Genomic DNA, 16,103 nt, shown 5'->3' with positions numbered 1-16,103 from the left:
TTCGAGGCTACGGGTCCGGTGCGTGATTGCTGCGCGCTCGGGCGGTCAGTCTCGACGGATCGCCATGATGGCGGTGTCGTCGTCGATCACCCCGCCGGCGTGATCCTTCGCGGCGTCGAGCAGCGCCTTGCACAGCACGTCGGGGGCAGCGTTGAGCTCCCGCTCCGCCGTCTTGATGATGCGCTCCTCACCGAACAGGGAGTTGCCGGCCCGGGCTTCGGCGAGACCGTCGGTGTACATGACCACGAGGTCGCCGCTCTCCATCGGGATCTCGCGGGAGAAGTAGTGCGCCTTCGGATCGAGCATCAGCAGCGGTCCGGTGGAGCGCAGCGGCTTGGTGCCGTCCTCCTGGAACAAGAAGACGGCAGGGTGCCCGGCCGAGGCGTAGCGCAGGGTGCCGGCCTCGGTGTCGAACACGATGACCGCGGCGGAGATGAACTCCTCGTGGCGATCGCCGGCCGCCAGCTGGGCGTTGAGCTCCTCGAAGGCCTGGGCCGGGTCGCGGAACTGTCGCAGGAATACCCTGAGCAGGTACTTCGCCTGGAATGCAGTGATCGACGACTCGATGCCGTGGCCCGCGACATCGCCGATCACCGCGGCGACACGGGTGGGGCCGACGCGATGCACGTCGAAGAAGTCGCCGGCCATGAGGCCCGAACCGGCCTGGTAGACCCGGCCGATCTCGAACCCGCTGAAGTCGGGCACCTCTTCGGGCGCCAGTCGGGCGGCCCACGCCTTCGGCGCGAGCTGCTCCTGCTCCAGCGCCTCGCCGGCCCGCCGCTCGAGGTCGTAGCGGTTGCGGGCCATGCGGGCTTCCCGGCTCGAACTGCGCGACCACCACAGGGCTGCGGCCGCCGGAATGATCAGCACGCCGAAGACCGCCGTGACGGACTCACCGCCACCCGCCACTGCAACCACGACCGACGCCAGGGCGAGCAGCCCATAGAAGATCGAGGTGTGGGCTTCCTTGCGGTACGAGGCGAACGCGAGCGAATGAGCTTCGCGATCGACGCTCGGATCGCTGTCGACCAGATGCACCAGGCGCCGACGAAGGCGAGCAGAGTGGGCGTAGACGCCGGCGGCGACGGCCGAGATCACGGCGAGAACGCCGAGAACGATGCTGCTCATCAGGCCTCCTCGGGGGTCGGCGGTGTCCTGGGTGAAAGAATGGTAGCGCTCAGTCGCTGCGCTTTCGGACCCGCAGCTTGATCGGGGTCGATCCGAGGGAGAACGCCTCCCGCAGCGAGCGCTCGAGATAGCGCATGTAGGTCACCGGCACTTCACGGTTCGCGAACAGGGTGAAGGTGGGCGGATCCGTCGCCCCCTGCGTCGCGTACAGCACCCGCGCGCCGTGGGGAGCGGGTTGGGCCGCTTGCGCAGCGCGGATCACCTTGTTGACCTCACGGGTCGGAATGCGGGTCCGATACTCCCCCACGGCCGTCTGGAGCGCCGGCCAGAGCCGGTTCACTCCCTTTCCCGTGAGGGCGCTGATACGCAGCACCGGCGGATCGGCGAGGAACGACAGCTTTCGTTCGACGTCGTCGGCGATCTTCTCCCGCTGCTCGGTGTTCAGCAGTTCCCACTTGTTGAGCAGGATCACGATGGGACAACCGGCGCCGTCGACCCGTTCGGCGAGACGCTGGTCCTGATGGGTGATGCCGACCGTTGCGTCGATCACGAGGAGGGCGACGTCGGACTTGTCGACCGCTTTCAGCGCCCGCACCGTCGAGTAGTACTCGGTGTCCTCGTCGATGCGGGACTTGCGGCGCATCCCCGCGGTGTCGATGAACTTGATCGGCCCGCTGTCGGTCTCGACGATGGTGTCGATCGCGTCGCGGGTCGTGCCCGGACGGTCGTGGACGACGGATCGCTCCTCACCGATGAGCCGGTTGAAGAGTGTCGACTTCCCGACGTTGGGTCGTCCCACGAGGCTCACCGAATACATCTTCTCGTCGTCGGCATCGAGCTCTTCGTCGACATCGATCTCGTCGCTTCCCGGGGGCAGCACGGCGATCAGCGCGTCGAGAAGGTCGCCGGTGCCGCGCCCGTGCAGGGCACTGACGGGGAACGGATCGCCCATGCCGAGCCCCAGGAGTTCCCACACTGCGGCCTCATGGCTCGAGTCGTCGACCTTGTTGGCCACGACCAGCACCGGGATCGGCGAACGTCGCAGCAGGTTGGCGACCTGTTCGTCGTCGGGCGTGACCCCGACCGTCGAGTCGAGCACGAAAAGCACGACATCGGCGTCCTTCATGGCCTGCTCGCTCTGGGCGGTGACCTTGTCGTCGAGTTCGTCGCCGTCGTTCATCCAGCCACCGGTGTCGAGCAGGCGGAAGTGGTGGCCGAGCCATTCGCACTCCACTTCCTTGCGGTCGCGGGTGACGCCGGGACGCTCCTCGACGATCGCCTCTCGGCGACCGAGGATGCGGTTGACCAGGGTCGACTTGCCGACGTTGGGTCGGCCGACGATCGCGACGACGGGTTTGCTCATCGGGCTGCCTCCAGCGCGCGGCGCAGTGCTGCACCATCGGTGGGAATCACTTCGACCGGCCGGGGAAGATCCTCGGGCCGGGTGCCGTCGAGGAACACTCCTCGACTGAGGCAGACATCGGGCAGGACGTAGCGATGGCCTTCGGGTTCCTCGGCCAGGACACGGGCGAGGTCTTCGCCGACCATGAGACCGGTCACCCCGATGTTGCCGCCGAAGTAGTGGTTGGGCACCGGGATCACCCGCACGTCGTCGCGACCCACCTGAGCCACCAGCGGTTCGATGATCGGGGCGCCGAGTGTGCCGGTGAGCACGCCGACGGGCGCGCCGCGACGGGGCTTGAGCGCGACCGGTGCGGACACGGCCTCGCCCGTTGACACCGCGAGCGCCGGAGAGTCGGTGCGAGGGGCGCGATATCCCTCCGCCGGAGCGCCGTCGACCCATGCGAAGAAGCCCGCCTGCGTACCGGTGGGCTCTGCGGTCGGGTCGAGGAACTCCGCTTCGAGGGTGCGGGCCATCCCGATCCCGTCCTCGTGCATCGGGAAGTCCTCGTAGACCTCGGCGGGCGGGAAGGGGCGTTGGGCGAGCAGGTAGTACTCGTCGGCGGCGAACACGACGCGTCGCCCGACCGCCTCGAGAAAGGTCGCCTGCCACGACTCGACGATGTCGACCACGCGCTCCGCCTCGGCGAGGGTGTGGGGCCGCATGCGCTCCTGGGTGTTGAACTGCGAGACCCCGAGGGGAACCACACACACGGTCGCGAGCTCCGAGAACCGCTCGAGCACGCCCGCCAGGGTGTCGTCGAGAACGTCACCGTCGTTGAGACCCGGACAGACCACGACCTGGCCGTGCACCTCGATGTCGGCATCGAGGAGCGCCCGGAGCCAGCGCAGCGACACCGCTCCACGACGATTCCGGAGGATGTCGGCCCGGATCTCCGGGTCGGTCGCGTGGATCGACACGTGGAGCGGCGACAGCCGTTCGGTGATGACGCGCTCCAGGTCGAGTTCGGTGAAGCGGGTGAGCGTCGTGAAGTTGCCGTAGAGGAACGACAGTCGATAGTCGTCGTCCTTCAGGTAGAGGGAGCGACGCATTCCCTTCGGGAGCTGGTGGATGAAGCAGAACTCGCAGTGGTTGTCGCAGGTCTGGACCTTGTCGAAGACCGCAGCGTGCACCTCCACGCCGAGCGGTTCGCCGTCGGCCTTGTGGACGACGGTCTCGATCCGCGTACCGGCGCGATCCAGCGACAGGTGCACCTCGGGCTCGTCGGTGAGGATCTGCCAGCGGATCACATCTCGGGGGACCTCGCCATCGATCGCCCTGATCTCGTCGTCCGCGCGAATACCGGCGCGTGCTGCCGGCGAACCCGGCTCGACCGCAACGACTCGGGGCGACGACATCTGCACAGGCTACCGGTCCGGCTGCCATGACCCCTGATGACGCACGGCACCCCACGTGGTTGCCTTCGTATAGCTTTCATGCTATTTCATGTACATGGACACCACGTCGGCCCCCTCATGAGCGGCATCACCGTCGGACGCCGCGGCGACGAACTCATCGCCGTCAAGCGAGCCGACCCCGACGACCCGCATCGGCGTCGCAACGAGGCCGAACTGCTCGCAAGGCTCGACCACCCCGGGATCGTTCGCCTCGTCGCCTTCGTCGACGGCGAGCAGGCCGAACTCCAGACCGCCTACATCGGCACCGACACCTGGGCCCGCACACCTCCCTCCACCGGCGACCACATCGTCGACGGACTGTCCCGCGTCGCCTCGACGGTCGCGGATCTCCACGAGTCGGGCACGAGCCACGGCGCGCTCGTCGCCGAACACATCGTGGTCGACCGTGATCGACTTCCGATCCTGTGCGGGCTCGCCGATGCCCGACCGCTCGACCCCGCCACCGAACGCGACGACCTCGTGGCGCTCGCCGGCATCGTCCGCGACCTCTCTGCGGCCGCACCCGACGATCTGCGACGCGAGCTCGACGACCTCGCCCGACAGGCGACATCGGACGAGCTGACCGCTCGCGATCTCGCAGCGGCTCTCGCGTCGCTGGCCGGGCAGACGCCGACCCGGTCTGCGTCACGCCGCCGTCCCCACCTCCCGCCGAGGGTCGTGCTGGTGGCCTGCCTCACCGTCCTGGTCATCGGCGGACTGGCGCTGCTCCTCGGCTCACCGGGAGACGCATCGGACGAGCAGACCCTCTCGGTGTCCACCCCGCCCGGCTCCGCACCACCAACCACGACCGAGCGAGAGGCGAGCGCGACGACCAGCACCGCCTCCGCCCCGCCCACGACCCCGACGACAACCACGACCCCGACCCCGTCCACGACCCCGCCCACGACGACCGGGCCGGAACTCGGCGTCGAGTTCGTCCACGACGGCCGACGCTACGGACTCGGCGCGCCCGGCGACATCGCAGTGCTCGGCGACTGGGACTGCGACGGAATCGCGACACCGGCGCTGCTACGAATCGCCGATCGCACGGTGGCCGTCTTCGACCGCTGGCCGGAGCCAGGGTCGGCCCTCGCGGCCGTCGCCACCAGCGTCGAACCCGCCGCCATCGACCTCGAAGCGGTCGAGGACGACGGCTGTCATCGGCTCCGCGTACTCGAGCCAGACGGCTCCCACCTCTTCACCCCGGAGGCCTGATGCGCCACTCGACCACGACCACCAGCACCACCGGCGCAGACCGAGCCGCGGTCGGGCGCCTTGCCGGCCTGGCTGCGATCGCCCTCGTCGTCCTCGTCACCCTCATCGCGCTGCCGATCCCGTCTCCCCCGACCCGAGCCGACCAGTTCACGACATGGTGGGAGGCGGTCGGCACTGCGTCGGCGACGATGTCGCTCCTGCGCCATGTCGCCCTCGCGTTCACCGCGTGGATCCTCGCCGTCACCGCCTTCGGCGCGTTCGCCACCGCGGTCCGCTGGCGGCCGGCGGTGCGAGCCTGGCACCGAGCGGCCCCGCTAGCGATCCGCCGCGTCGCGTTTGCGTCCGCCGTCGTGGTCGGCGCGTCGGCACCGGCCGGCACCCTCGCCGCCGACCCGCCGCCCCTGCTGCACGACCTCGGGCCGGCCGACACCGAACCCGAGTCGGAACCCGCGCTCCTGCAGGATCTCGGCCCTTCGGTCGTCGCGGGTGCGGCCTCGCCGGTCGCGGACGTCGAGCCCGACACCGCGCCGGCCGCAGCCGAAACCTGGCTCGTCCAGCGGGGCGATCATCTGTGGCGGGTGGCCGAGGAGACCCTGGCCGAACGCGGCGACCCCACCGACGACGAGTCGGTGACCCGCTACTGGCAGTCCGTCATCGCACTGAATCGGGGCGCGATCGGTCCCGATCCCGACCTGATCCACCCGGGAACGGTGCTGCTGCTCCCGTGACCGGGGTCAGGGCTGGTAGCTCAGACCGAGATCGTGGAGGCGAGGCCCGGCGCCGTCGACACCGGTGCCGAGAATGGCCGCCAATGCCTGGAGGTCGTTGGCCCGGATCGTGAGCACGCGACCGTTGAAGTCCTGACGCTGCACCTGGATCATCGTCAGATAGCGATTGAGCATCTCGGCCTCGGGGCCCGACAGCTTCTCGAGGCGGGTGAGATCGATGGTGATCGACTCGCCCTCGCGGCGGCCCGGCCGGTCGGTGAGGTCGATGACGGTTTCGGTGGCCGGGGCGAGGCCGAAGCTCGGACCGACATCAGCCGGCAGCAACTGATCGACCGGAACGTTGTAGAAGCGGGCCAGGCGTTGCAGTCGAGGTACGGAGATCGCCCGCTCACCTCGCTCGTAGGCGCCCAACACCGACGCCTTGAACTCCTGCGCCGACGCAGCTTCGACTTCCTGGAGCGACAATCGCTTCTGGCGCCGAATGGCACGCAAGCGATCGCCGACGCGCTTGCTGTACTCCTGCGTCATGTTCGTTTCTGACATTCGCCAAACCCTTCCCCGCACGGCTGCGGTACCCACATCCAGAGACCGCGTGGTTACGCACCGTGAACGGCGACACTAGGCCAAACGGCCCATGGTGGCAACGTTCACCGCAGGCGGTGCCGATCAGCGGGGCGTGGCCCGGGCTGCGCCGAGAAGAACCCCGGCGGCGATCGCCGCCGTCTCGGCCCGCAGGATCGGCTCGGCCAGCCGCACCCGAGGCACGTCGGCAGCCGCCTCGGCGTCGCTCCACCCGCCCTCGGGGCCGATCATCACCAGCGGCGTGGCGAGGGTCAGCGCGCCGCCTCCACGGTCCGCCATGCAGACCCCCGCTTCGCCCACGACCGCCGCGAACGGCACGACCTCGTCGATGTCGGGCAACCACGCCCGCCGGCACTGCATGACCGCCTCGCGAGCCACTCGACGGAACCGCTCGCCGTTCTTCGCCGCCTTCGCCTCGTCCCACTGCACCACCGAACGGTCGGCGACGAACGGCGCGATGCGGTCCACACCGAGCTCGGTGAGCTTCTGCACCACGAGTTCGGGACGACCACCCTTGATGAGCGCGAACGCCACTCCCACCGCCGGTTCCGGCTTGGCGACGTGGAAGACCCGCTCGACCGGCTCGGGCTCCGCGGCGAGGCGGCAAGGGCGCCAGTTCCCCGCACCGTCGCCGACGGTCAGAGGATCGCCGTCACGCACCCGGAGGACCCGTGTGAGGTGATGGCGATCAGCGTCGGACAGATGCGGCGACTCGACCGAGTCGACGAGCACGTGGGGGCCGTGTGATCCGTCGGGGGCCGGATCGGCACCGCTCACGTGAACGCGGACCTGATCCGGGAGAACAGACTCTGGCCGGGTTCGGCGACCGTCTCGCCGCGGAGCTCGGCCAACTGACGGAGGAGGTCCTCCTGGGCCTGGTCGAGGTCGTCGGGAACCTCGACGACGATGTTGACCCGCAGGTCGCCGCGACCGCGCCCCCGCACGTGGGGGATGCCCCGACCGCGCAGGCGAAACTCGGTTCCGGATTCGGTGCCGCGTGGAACGACCAGGTCTTCGGGACCATCGAGGGTCTCGTACTCGATGTGAGCGCCGAGCGTTGCCTGGGTGAACGCCACGTGGAGCTCGTGGACGAGGTCGTCAGCCTCACGCCGAAACGTCGGATGCGGGCGCACGCGCACGTGGACGTAGAGGTCGCCGTTGCTGCCGCCGCGGGGACCGGCGGCCCCACGACCGGTCAACCGCAGCGTCGAACCGTCGTCGACTCCCGCGGGAACCTCGACCGAGTAGGTCCGCTGTTCGATGGTCCGCCCCTGCCCCTCGCACATGCCGCACGGCGTGGCGATGGTCTTGCCGAGACCTCCGCAGCTCGGGCAGGCGGTCGCGGTGACCATCTGGCCGAGCACCGACTGCCGAACCCGGCGGACCTGACCGGCTCCCCCGCATTCGCGGCACGTGTCGGGCGAGGTGCCGACCGCAGCTCCCGACCCGTCGCAGGGTTCGCAGCGCACCGCGGTGCGGATGGTCACCTCTCGCTCGCCACCGAACACGACGTCTTCGAGTTCGAGGTCGACATGGGTCTCGAGATCTTCGCCCCGCGGCGGACCACTGCGGCCGCCGCCCCCGCCGAAGCCCATGTTGCCGCCGAAGAACGCCTCGAAGATGTCGCCGAAGCCGGCACCGAAGTCGGCGCCCTGGGGCTGATCGGTCCCGAAGCGGTCGAATCGGCTGCGACGCTCGTGGTCCGAGAGCACCTCGTAAGCCGCCCCGATCTCCTTGAAGCGGATCTCGGCTTCGGGATCGCCGGGGTTCAGGTCGGGGTGATACTTGCGCGCGAGCTTCTTGTAGGCCCGCTTGATCTCTTCGTCGGTCGCGCTCGGATCGACCCCGAGCGTCTCGTAGTGGTCAGCCATCAGCCCTCGCTCAGCACGTTACCGAGACGTCGGCTCACCACCGCGACCGCGGCGAGGGCTTGGGTGTAGTTCATCCGCGTCGGTCCGAGCACACCGATCGTGCCGGCGAACTCACCCTCGACCTCGTAGGGCGCGACCACCAGCGAACACTCGGCGAGCGGCTCGACCCCGGTCTCCTCACCGATCGCAACCGTCATCCCGCGGTCGAGGACATCGCTGATCAGCGACACCACGACGATCTGCTGCTCGAGGATCGTCAGGATGTCGCGCACCTGCTCGACGGCCTCGAAGGCCGACGCCACTCGGGACGCGCCGCCGACGTACACCTCGGCCTCGCGGCCGGCCGCGCTCAGCGCGGCGAGCGCCGCTGCGAGCAGCGGGTCGTCGGAGCCGAACGACTCCCCCTCGATGTCGCCGAGCGTCTTGCCGTCGACTGCGGCCGCAAGGCGACGACCGGCATCCTCGACGATCTCGGGTGTGAGCTCGGTTGCGACCTCGACGGTCCGCTTCTCGATCACGCCGTTGGACATCACGGCGACCACCATCGCGATGTGGGTCGACAGGTCGACGAGTTGGGTCTTGCGGATCGTTGCCGCGGTCGCGTTGGGGCCGACGACAACTGCGGTGCAATCGGTCAGCGAGGTGAGCAGGTCGGATGTGCGCGCGAGCGTCGTCTCGAGGCCGCCGCCGACGGCGTCGAAGAAGTCGCGCACGCGACCGCGATCGGACGGCACCAGAGCCGGCTCCAGCGAGCGCAGCCGATCGACGAAGAATCGATACCCCTTGTCGGTCGGGATTCGCCCTGCGCTCGTGTGAGGCTGGGCGAGGAAACCCTGCTCCTCGAGCGCCGCCATTTCGTTGCGCACCGTCGCGGACGAGACGGCAACGCCGGGCGCGCCGGCGATACGCCCCGACCCGACCGGTTGGGCGGTCTCGATGTATTCCTGGACGACCGCCGACAAGATGGCGGCTTTCCGATCGTCGAGCATCAACGCAATCTATCGGCCGCGGTCGCGGGCGACGGCATCAGTCGTCGAGCTGGAGCGCGGAGATGAACGCCTCCTGCGGAATGTCGACCCTGCCGATCGACTTCATCCGCTTCTTGCCTTCCTTCTGCTTCTTGAGCAACTTGTTCTTCCGCGTGACGTCGCCGCCGTAGAGCTTCTCGGTGACGTCCTTGCGGAAGGCCCGCACCGTCGAACGGGCGATGATCTTCCCGCCGATCGCCGCCTGGATCGGCACCTCGAACTGCTGGCGCGGGATGAGCTCCTTGAGCTTGTCGGCCATCTTCTTGCCGTAGTCGTAGGCCTTGTCCTTGTGGATGATCGAGCTGAATGCATCGACCGGTTCACCGTGGAGCAGGATGTCGACCCGCACGAGGGCGTCGACTGCATAGTCGTCGGGCTCGTAGTCGAGGCTGGCATAGCCCTGGGTCCGGCTCTTGAGCTGGTCGAAGAAGTCGATGACCACCTCCGCGAGCGGAAGCCGGTAGTGCAGCTCGACCCGCTCGGGCGAGAGGTACTCCATCTTGTTCATCACGCCGCGCCGGGTCTGGCAGAGATCCATGATCGTGCCGGTGTAGTCCGACGGGGCGAGGACCGTCGCCCGGAGGTAGGGCTCGGCGATGGACTGGATCTCGCCGGCCGGGGGTAGTTCCGACGGGTTCGACACGACGATCTCGGAGCCGTCGGTCTTGGTGACGTGGTACTCGACCGAGGGAGCCGTCGAGATGAGCGACAGTCCGAACTCCCGCTCGAGACGCTCGCGCACGATCTCCATGTGGAGCAGGCCGAGGAAGCCGCAGCGAAACCCGAATCCCAGGGCACCGGAGGTCTCCGGCTCGTAGGTGAAGCTCGAGTCGTTGAGTCGGAGCTTCTCGAGCGCTTCGCGCAGGTCGGTGAACTCGTCGCCGTCGATCGGATACAGCCCGGAGAACACCATCGGCTTCGGCTCGGCGTAGCCCTCGAGCGCAACGTCGGAACCCTTGCGGTCGGTGGTCACCGTCTCGCCGGAGCGGGCCTCGCCGACGTCCTTGATGCCGGCGATGAGATAGCCGGTCTCACCGGGCCCCAGCTGGTCGACGGGCATGCTGTCGGGTGTGCGCACGCCGATCTCGTCGATGTCGTGGCTCGTACCGGCGTGGATGAAGCGGACCTTGTCCTTGCGCGACATCGTGCCTTGCATGACACGGATCGAGCTGACCACCCCCCGGTACTGATCGAAGTGCGAGTCGAAGATCAGTGCCTGGAGCGGCGCGTCGGGATCGCCCTCCGGGGGCGGGGTGGTCGCGATCACCGCATCGAGCAGTTCGGACACACCTTCGCCGGTCTTGGCGGAGATCCGCAGGATGTCGCGGGCCGGAATGCCGAGCACCTGCTCGATCTCGGCGGCGTACTTGTCGGGCTCCGCCGCCGGTAGGTCGATCTTGTTGAGGCACGCCACGATCTCGAGCTCGTTCTCCATCGCGAGATAGCAATTGGCCAGGGTTTGCGCCTCGATTCCCTGGGAGGCGTCGACGACGAGGATCACGCTCTCGCACGCGGCCAGCGACCGACTCACCTCGTAGCCGAAGTCGACGTGGCCCGGGGTGTCGATCAGGTTGATGATGTGGTCGTCCCATTCGAGACGGACCGACTGCAACTTGATGGTGATCCCGCGCTCGCGTTCGAGATCCATCGAGTCGAGATACTGGGCGCGCATGTCGCGGGCATCGACCGCCCCGGTGAGCTCCAGCATCCGGTCGGCCAACGTCGACTTGCCGTGGTCGATGTGGGCGATGATCGACGTGTTGCGAATGCGGTCCAGGTCCATTTCGCTGCCGACGATACCGACGGATGGGTGCGATCCCGTGCCGGTACCCGATACGCTTTCGCTTCGTTCTCAACCGCTGTTCCCGCAGCGCTGCGACGGCGTCGTCGCAGGAATCATCGAGGTAGACGTGGCAAACATCAAGTCGCAGATCAAGCGCAACCGACAGACCGAGAAGCGCAATCTCCGCAACCGCAAGGTTCGCTCCGAACTCCACACGCGCACCAAGACCGCGCTGACGGCGATCGACGAGGGCGAGAACGCCGAAGAGGCGGTCAAGGCGGCGATCAAGCGCATCGACAAGGCCGCCCAGAAGGGGCTGCTCAAGAAGAACACCGCGGCTCGCCGCAAGAGCCGCCTCATGCGTCGGCTCAACGCCGCTTCCTGAGCCACTCCCGCTCGAGCCAATCACGCTCGGGCCATTCGATCTGATGCGAACGACCGGCCTTCGGGCCGGTCGTTTCGCGTTGTCGCGGTCGCTTCCTGGGTGGATCGATGCCTACCGGCGACCGGAGAGGCTGGCGAGGCGAGCGACCAGCACCTCCATCACCAGCTCCGGTGGCCAGTCGACGGTCCCGCGCAACTGCATGTCGGCGGTGGCGAGCAACTCGATCGCTCGGGCCAGCTTCTCGATGCCGAGCTTGCGGCTCTGCTGGAGCGCCTTCTTGGCCGGAAACGTCGATCCCTTGATCCCGAGCAGCTCGGCCGCCTGCTTGTCGGACCCGACGCCGGCACCGTCGAGTCGCAACATGTTGCCATAGCGCCGATGCAACGTGGCCATGAGCCGGAAGGCGGCACCGGTGCGATCGGCGGGCGTGCCGTCGTAGGGAATGAGGCGGGTGAGCAACTCGAGCGCCTGGGCGACATTGCCGCTGTCGATCGCATCGTCGAGGGCCCACGGAACGGTGCCGCCCTTCTCGCTGCCGCCAAAGGTCGCAATGTCATCGGCGGTGACGGTGGCGCCATGACCGAGCGCGCCCTCCAGCGTGCGGACGATCCCGATGACGCGACCGGAGTCGTCGCCGATCAGGGTCTCGAGCGCGGTCACCGCCGCCCGCTCGAACTCCAGTGACGAGTGGCCGAGTTGGTCGCGTAGCCAGACCCCGACCTCCTTGCCCCGCCCCGCCGACGTGGAGACCGTGATGCCGCCGGCGACCTGGATCGCGTCCTTGAGCGCCTTGGGCAGACTCGGCATCTTGTCGACCTTCGGCTCGACCCCCTTCTCCCACACGAGCACGAGGTCGGTGCTGTCGAGCGGCTCGGCCAGCATCGTGAGCAGCGGGCCGTAGTCGTCCTTGCGGCTGAAGCGGCTGGCGTGGCGGCCGACCACGACACGTTTGTCGGTGAGGAATGGCGGGGTGCGGGCCGCGTCGATCAGCCGCAGCGGGTCGTAGCCGCCGTCGTCGTTCTTGTAGTCGGCCTCGCCCAGGATCTCGAGCATGAGACCACGGTCGCCGTCGCCGACGAGTTCGTCGATCACCGTGGTCACGGCCTCGCTGATCAGCACCGGGTCGTCGCCGAGTATGAGGTGCAGGCTCACGGTCTCAGCCTCGCCGATGGGCGAGCACCGCGCTCATCATGTCGGCCAGGCGGCGATTGCCCCGCACATCGTGGGCCCGCAGCACGCGACATCCCAGCGCGATCCCGAGCGCGTGGGCGCCGAAGGTCGCATCGCGCCGATCGTCGACTTCCGTACCGGCCAACTCGCCGAGGAACCCCTTGTTGGATGCCGACAGGAACACGGGAAAGCCCAGGTCGACGAGGTCGTCGCTGTGCCGGAGCAGTTCGGTGGACATCGCCGGGTTCTTTCCGAGATCGAGGCCCGCGTCGACCATGATCCGCTCGCGAGGGATACCGGCGGCCAGCGCCGCATCGGCCCGCACCCGCAGGAAAGCGACGACGTCGGTCCGGACATCGTCGTAGATCGGCTCCGGGTCGGGGATGCGTGGTCCGATCCGAACCTGGGTCGCCACCACCGATGCGCCGTGTGCCGCGGCCGTGGGCAGATAGCCGGGGTCGGCGAAGCCGGAGATGTCGTTGCCGACATCGGCCCCCGCCGCGAGCGCCTCGTCGAGGACCGACGCCCGGAACGTGTCGACCGAGATGGGGATGTCGAACCGTGCGCGCAATGCGGCGATCGCCGGGACGACGCGCTCCATCTCCTCCTCGGGGGTGACCTCGGGACCGGGCCCCGCCTTCACGCCACCGACGTCGAGGAAGTCCGCCCCGTCGTCGACCAGATCCTCGGCCTTGCGCAGGAAGTCGTCGAAGTCCCAGTACTGACCACCGTCGTAGAACGAATCGGGGGTGCGGTTGAGAATGCCCATCACCAGGGCCCGGGTGGTGATGTCGAATCGGGTGTCGCCCAGCGCGAGGAACATCGCCGCCGACCATAGCGGCCGAGCGGTCATGCGGAGCCTGCCGAGAACACGATCTCCGGGTCCGACTCCAGGATCACGACGCGGATGGTTCCGGCGACGAGCACCCGACCCGCGGTGACGGTTCGCGCGCCCGGCACGCGATGCAGCGGAGGCGCGGCGATCGGGAGCGGACCGAATCGCTCGGTCAGCGCGAGCACGGCATCGGCATCGGCCCGGTCGCCGTCGGTCGCGATCACCAGGACGGGTCGACGCACGCCGGCGAGTCGGAGCCGTTCGAGCACGAGGCGTGCCGGACCGGGATCGTCGAGTACGACCACCGTGCCGCCCTGGCCGTGCACCACCGTCACCCCGTTGCCCAGCACGGTCGACCCGATCGGCAGCCGAGGGGTTGCGAAGGCCGCAGACGCACACACGACCACGCTGACCAGGCCGGACAGCACTCCGACGCGGTACCGACGCACCCCGACGGCCGCCAACGCCGCCATCGACAGCGCGATCAGCTCGGGGCCCCCGAGGCGGGCCGACGGGGCGGCAGCGGCGCCCCGGGCGACGCTGCTGATCCACCACAGCAGCGCCTGCGTCGGCCAATGCACCACTGTGGCGACCACACCGCCGAAGACCCCGGCCACCAGCCCGGCCGTGCATCCCCAGATCATCACCGCACCGCTGGCGGGCCCGGCCAGGACGTTGGCCGGCAACGAGGCCAGCGGGATCGGCCCGAAGACGGCGATCAGGACCGGCGACACGGCCAACTGTGCGGCCACCGTCGTGGCGATCGGTACCCGCAGCCATCCCGGTCCCGGCAGTCGCTCGCCGAGGGGGCCGCCCAGCCACACGATCCCGGCGGTGGCTGCGGCGGAGAGGCGGAACGCGATGCTGTGCACCAGGAACGGATCGATGACGAGGAGCCCGGCGACCGCCCACGACAGCCCTGCTCGTCCATCCGTCGGTCGGCCGAGCGCCGTCGAGCCGATGCCGACGCCTGCCATCGCGGTCGCCCGCAGAACGGATGGTTCGAAGCGGGTCATGACCGCGAACAGACCGAGCACGACCATCAGGAGGGTCGCCCGACCGGCCGGGCGCATCCGTCCTGCCACGGGCATGGCGACGGCGAGCACGAACGCGACGTTCTGACCCGACACCACCAGCAGGTGCCCCAACCCCGCAGCTCGGAAGTCATCGGCGACCACCGGGCCCTGGCCGCGGTCGTCGCCCATGACCATCCCGAGGAACAGGGATCGGTCGTCACGGGTCAACGACGCCGCCCCTCCGGCGAGCGTGCGCCGGATCGCGTTGGCACCGGCCGCGACCGGCGCCGCATCGGCCGCATCGAGCACCGCGGTGACGGTGATCCGACCGACGATGTGACGCTGGATCGAACGTTCGTCGTCGGCGGCGACCGGACGAATCGTGCCGACCAGGCGAACCCGCTCTCCTGCCAGGGCATCGTCGAGTCGTCCGGCGACGGCCCCGTGCGCCGACGCGACGAGCCGCCGCCGGTCCGCGCGCACGGTGACGCGCACTCCCACCGGGCCGCTGGTGCGAGGATCGTCGACGAGCGTCACCCAGCCGTCGAACTCGTCGGCGGCCGGGAAGTCGAGCGATCGGGTTGCATGCAGCGCCGACGCACTCGTGACGAGGAACATCACCACAACGGCCCAGACGCCGCCGCGTCGGCCGCCGAGTCGCCCCGCGAGCGCGAGCGCGAGGGTCCCGATGCACCCCGACGCAGCCAGCCACCACGGCACGGGCAACCCAACGAGCGCCCCCACCGCTGCCGCCGCCATCACGACATGGGCCCTCACACCGTCACCAGCGGTTCGAGCTGCGCGAGCCGGCTGGGCCCGATCCCGGCCACCTCGAGCAGGTCTTCAACCCGCTCGAACGGACCCTCCTGCTCGCGATGTCGGAGGATCGCGCCGGCGATGCTCGGCCCGACCCCCGGAAGCGTCTCCAACGCCACCTGATCGGCGGTGTTGAGATCGATCGGTCCGGTGCTCGGTCGGTCGCTCGACGGCGCCTCGCCACCGGACAGCGAAACCACCGCCGGCTCCTCCTCTCCCACCCAGGGCACCCAGAGGCGCTGACCGTCCGAGATCGGAGCCGCGAGGTTGAGCCGCTCGCGATCGGCCTCGGCCAACAGCCCGCCGGCGGCCTCGACCGCGTCGACCACCCGGGCGTCGTCGTCGAGTTCGTGCACACCGGGGCGGGCGACGGCCCCGTCGATGTGCACGACGATCGTCGTCGCGATCGGCGAGTCGTTCGACACAGCTGCTGCCGGGGCGACTGCCGGCGCGGCATCGACGGCGTCGATCCGCGGCAACACCTCCTCCACCGGCGGCGGATCAGGAGCCCTGAACGCCCACCACCCGGCCAGTCCGGCGACCGTCACGGCCACCGCGCCGACGACCACACTCCACACGCTGATCCCGAGCCGATCCGCGAGCGAGTCGAGCAACTCCGACACCCGTCGCCGTACGTCCACATCCATGCCTCTCTGCGAGGTTCATGGGGGAAGTGGTGCCCGCCGACCCTACCGACGGGCTGTGTCAGTACCGGTCTGGAACAGTGCCGGTTCAGAACAGTGCTGG

The 16,103-nt window shown here is 69.0% G+C and carries 15 protein-coding genes; 3 read left to right on the top strand and 12 right to left on the bottom strand.

Annotated features, from left to right (window positions below):
* Nucleotides 1–45: 45 nt before the first annotated feature.
* From R2707_02725 to R2707_02715, 3 genes are read right to left on the bottom strand one after another with little or no spacing between them, the layout of a single operon-like run.
* Nucleotides 46–1,128 (bottom strand): PP2C family protein-serine/threonine phosphatase, encoded by a 1,083-nt coding sequence (locus R2707_02725; GenBank protein ID MEZ5243984.1) that lies wholly within the window; start codon nucleotides 1,126–1,128, stop codon nucleotides 46–48.
* A gap of 49 nt (nucleotides 1,129–1,177) precedes the next feature.
* A complete protein-coding gene (gene der, locus R2707_02720) occupies nucleotides 1,178–2,491 on the bottom strand; it encodes a ribosome biogenesis GTPase Der (protein MEZ5243983.1) in 1,314 nt (437 codons plus the stop codon).
* Entirely contained in the window at nucleotides 2,488–3,888 is a 1,401-nt protein-coding gene (locus R2707_02715; protein MEZ5243982.1) for a DUF512 domain-containing protein, read from the bottom strand. Before R2707_02715 ends, der begins: the two co-directional genes overlap by 4 nt.
* Before the next feature lie 117 nt (nucleotides 3,889–4,005).
* On the opposite strand from R2707_02715, the gene R2707_02710 reads away from it, so the two are divergent.
* Both R2707_02710 and R2707_02705 read left to right on the top strand, forming a co-directional pair.
* Entirely contained in the window at nucleotides 4,006–5,142 is a 1,137-nt protein-coding gene (locus R2707_02710) for a hypothetical protein (protein ID MEZ5243981.1), read from the top strand.
* Nucleotides 5,142–5,870 carry a hypothetical protein gene (locus R2707_02705; protein MEZ5243980.1) on the top strand — a complete coding sequence of 243 codons (729 nt, stop codon included), beginning with the start codon at nucleotides 5,142–5,144 and terminating at the stop codon, nucleotides 5,868–5,870. Before R2707_02710 ends, R2707_02705 begins: the two co-directional genes overlap by 1 nt.
* A 6-nt stretch (nucleotides 5,871–5,876) precedes the next feature.
* On the opposite strand, the gene R2707_02700 is transcribed toward R2707_02705, so the two are convergent.
* The 5 genes from R2707_02700 to lepA all read right to left on the bottom strand — a co-directional run bounded on the left by R2707_02700 (nucleotide 5,877) and on the right by lepA (nucleotide 11,134).
* Complete coding sequence (locus tag R2707_02700; protein MEZ5243979.1) at nucleotides 5,877–6,413, bottom strand: transcriptional regulator; 537 nt, start codon at nucleotides 6,411–6,413, stop codon at nucleotides 5,877–5,879.
* A 123-nt stretch (nucleotides 6,414–6,536) separates the two neighbouring features.
* Nucleotides 6,537–7,229 carry an RsmE family RNA methyltransferase gene (locus tag R2707_02695; GenBank protein ID MEZ5243978.1) on the bottom strand — a complete coding sequence of 231 codons (693 nt, stop codon included), beginning with the start codon at nucleotides 7,227–7,229 and terminating at the stop codon, nucleotides 6,537–6,539.
* Entirely contained in the window at nucleotides 7,226–8,323 is a 1,098-nt protein-coding gene (dnaJ, locus tag R2707_02690; protein ID MEZ5243977.1) for a molecular chaperone DnaJ, read from the bottom strand. The genes R2707_02695 and dnaJ overlap by 4 nt, the downstream gene beginning before the upstream one ends.
* Nucleotides 8,323–9,312 (bottom strand): heat-inducible transcriptional repressor HrcA, encoded by a 990-nt coding sequence (gene hrcA / locus R2707_02685; protein MEZ5243976.1) that lies wholly within the window; start codon nucleotides 9,310–9,312, stop codon nucleotides 8,323–8,325. Before hrcA ends, dnaJ begins: the two co-directional genes overlap by 1 nt.
* Nucleotides 9,313–9,349: 37 nt before the next feature.
* A complete protein-coding gene (gene lepA / locus R2707_02680) occupies nucleotides 9,350–11,134 on the bottom strand; it encodes a translation elongation factor 4 (protein MEZ5243975.1) in 1,785 nt (594 codons plus the stop codon).
* On the opposite strand from lepA, the gene rpsT reads away from it, so the two are divergent.
* Nucleotides 11,100–11,519: a 30S ribosomal protein S20 gene (rpsT, locus tag R2707_02675; GenBank protein ID MEZ5243974.1), complete on the top strand. Its 420-nt coding sequence runs from the start codon at nucleotides 11,100–11,102 to the stop codon at nucleotides 11,517–11,519. The two genes, lepA and rpsT, sit on opposite strands and share 35 nt — an antisense overlap.
* A 111-nt stretch (nucleotides 11,520–11,630) precedes the next feature.
* Here rpsT and R2707_02670 read toward each other — a convergent pair whose 3' ends face one another.
* Genes R2707_02670 through R2707_02655 form a run of 4 tightly spaced genes read right to left on the bottom strand, consistent with a single transcriptional unit; the run spans nucleotide 11,631 to nucleotide 16,003 of the window.
* On the bottom strand, nucleotides 11,631–12,671 hold the full coding sequence (locus tag R2707_02670) for a hypothetical protein (GenBank protein ID MEZ5243973.1): 1,041 nt from the start codon (nucleotides 12,669–12,671) through the stop codon (nucleotides 11,631–11,633).
* 4 nt (nucleotides 12,672–12,675) lie between these two features.
* On the bottom strand, nucleotides 12,676–13,512 hold the full coding sequence (gene folP / locus R2707_02665) for a dihydropteroate synthase (protein MEZ5243972.1): 837 nt from the start codon (nucleotides 13,510–13,512) through the stop codon (nucleotides 12,676–12,678).
* A 26-nt stretch (nucleotides 13,513–13,538) separates the two neighbouring features.
* Nucleotides 13,539–15,317 (bottom strand): ComEC/Rec2 family competence protein, encoded by a 1,779-nt coding sequence (locus tag R2707_02660; protein ID MEZ5243971.1) that lies wholly within the window; start codon nucleotides 15,315–15,317, stop codon nucleotides 13,539–13,541.
* Nucleotides 15,314–16,003 carry a helix-hairpin-helix domain-containing protein gene (locus R2707_02655; GenBank protein ID MEZ5243970.1) on the bottom strand — a complete coding sequence of 230 codons (690 nt, stop codon included), beginning with the start codon at nucleotides 16,001–16,003 and terminating at the stop codon, nucleotides 15,314–15,316. Before R2707_02655 ends, R2707_02660 begins: the two co-directional genes overlap by 4 nt.
* Between the last annotated feature and the right edge of the window lie 100 nt (nucleotides 16,004–16,103).

The sequence above is a fragment of the Acidimicrobiales bacterium genome, assembly GCA_041394245.1.
In the GTDB taxonomy this organism is placed as follows: domain Bacteria; phylum Actinomycetota; class Acidimicrobiia; order Acidimicrobiales; family Aldehydirespiratoraceae; genus JAJRXC01.
The sequence above is the reverse complement of the archived record's forward strand: the minus strand, read 5'-3'. Positions and strand labels throughout refer to the sequence as shown.

What these genes read in the sequence shown, in the direction of transcription:
- R2707_02725 (MEZ5243984.1), bottom strand. Translation starts at nt 1,128, where the DNA reads ATGAGCAGCATCGTTCTCGGCGTTCTCGCCGTGATCTCGGCCGTCGCC.
- der (MEZ5243983.1), bottom strand. Translation starts at nt 2,491, where the DNA reads ATGAGCAAACCCGTCGTCGCGATCGTCGGCCGACCCAACGTCGGCAAG.
- R2707_02715 (MEZ5243982.1), bottom strand. Translation starts at nt 3,888, where the DNA reads ATGTCGTCGCCCCGAGTCGTTGCGGTCGAGCCGGGTTCGCCGGCAGCA.
- R2707_02710 (MEZ5243981.1), top strand. Translation starts at nt 4,006, where the DNA reads ATGAGCGGCATCACCGTCGGACGCCGCGGCGACGAACTCATCGCCGTC.
- R2707_02705 (MEZ5243980.1), top strand. Translation starts at nt 5,142, where the DNA reads ATGCGCCACTCGACCACGACCACCAGCACCACCGGCGCAGACCGAGCC.
- R2707_02700 (MEZ5243979.1), bottom strand. Translation starts at nt 6,413, where the DNA reads ATGTCAGAAACGAACATGACGCAGGAGTACAGCAAGCGCGTCGGCGAT.
- dnaJ (MEZ5243977.1), bottom strand. Translation starts at nt 8,323, where the DNA reads ATGGCTGACCACTACGAGACGCTCGGGGTCGATCCGAGCGCGACCGAC.
- hrcA (MEZ5243976.1), bottom strand. Translation starts at nt 9,312, where the DNA reads ATGCTCGACGATCGGAAAGCCGCCATCTTGTCGGCGGTCGTCCAGGAA.
- rpsT (MEZ5243974.1), top strand. Translation starts at nt 11,100, where the DNA reads ATGATCGACGTGTTGCGAATGCGGTCCAGGTCCATTTCGCTGCCGACG.
- lepA (MEZ5243975.1), bottom strand. Translation starts at nt 11,134, where the DNA reads ATGGACCTGGACCGCATTCGCAACACGTCGATCATCGCCCACATCGAC.
- folP (MEZ5243972.1), bottom strand. Translation starts at nt 13,512, where the DNA reads ATGTTCCTCGCGCTGGGCGACACCCGATTCGACATCACCACCCGGGCC.
- R2707_02655 (MEZ5243970.1), bottom strand. Translation starts at nt 16,003, where the DNA reads ATGGATGTGGACGTACGGCGACGGGTGTCGGAGTTGCTCGACTCGCTC.